2 protein-coding genes are annotated in these 991 nt (G+C 60.6%); one reads left to right on the plus strand and one right to left on the minus strand.

All coding sequences use genetic code 11. The features are described from left to right. Window positions 1-568 (plus strand): DMT family transporter (locus HX846_RS33150; RefSeq protein ID WP_256740240.1); only part of this gene is annotated, 568 nt, incomplete at its 5' end. Here HX846_RS33150 and HX846_RS33155 read toward each other — a convergent pair. Further along, the coding region (locus HX846_RS33155) for a methyltransferase (protein ID WP_178967043.1) at window positions 516-991 on the minus strand (476 nt) is incomplete at its 5' end. The two genes, HX846_RS33150 and HX846_RS33155, sit on opposite strands and share 53 nt — an antisense overlap.

A 991-nucleotide genomic window follows, 5' to 3' on the forward strand; every position in this document is an offset into this window, starting at 1 on the left:
GGGCAGTGCGCTGGTGCTGAGTTATGCGTTGATCACCGGAGCCGGCAGCATCCAGGCGGGCGACCTGTTGATGCTCGGGGCGATTGCCGTGGGTGGCCTGGGTTATGCCGAAGGCGGCCGGTTGGCCAAGGAGATGGGCGGCTGGCAGGTAATCTGTTGGGCGCTGGTGCTGTCGACGCCGGTATTGATCGGGCCGGTGGCCTACCTGGCGCTGCAACACGAAGGGCCGATTTCCATGCGCACCTGGTGGGCGTTTGGTTATGTCTCGTTGTTTTCGCAGTTCCTGGGGTTCTTTGCGTGGTACGCCGGGCTCGCCATGGGTGGCATCGCCCGGGTCAGCCAGATTCAGCTGTTGCAGATCTTTTTCACCATCGCGTTTTCGGCGCTGTTTTTTGGTGAACACATCGAGCCGATTACCTGGCTGTTTGCCTGCGGGGTGATTGTGACGGTGATGTTGGGGCGCAAGACCAGCGTGAAGCCTGCGCCAGCTCCCACATTTTTGATTTGCGTCGCACTCAGGCGAGGTAACCGTCCGCCCGCAGCAGGGTTTCAAGGCAATGTTCGGTGATGTTGTAGAACGCCTTGAGCTCCTGGATTTTCTCCAGGAGTTGAGCGTTGTCCACCGGCTCGGCACGCTTCACCGCCAGGATCATCTTGTTCTTGTTGGTGTGCTCCAACGAGATGAACTCAAACACCTTGGTCTCATAGCCGCACGCTTCAAGGAACAACGCGCGCAAACTGTCGGTGACCATTTCCGCCTGCTGGCCCAGGTGCAGGCCGTATTGCAGCATCGGCTTGAGCAGCGCCGGGCTCTGGATCTGCAGGCGAATCTGCTTGTGGCAGCACGGCGAGCACATGATGATCGACGCACCGGAGCGGATGCCGGTGTGAATCGCGTAGTCGGTGGCGATGTCGCAGGCATGCAGGGCGATCATCACGTCCAGCTCGCTGGGCGCGACGCTGCGCACATCCCCGCACTTGAACACCAGCC

The sequence above is a fragment of the Pseudomonas sp. K5002 genome, from assembly GCF_013386655.1.
Lineage (GTDB): Bacteria > Pseudomonadota > Gammaproteobacteria > Pseudomonadales > Pseudomonadaceae > Aquipseudomonas.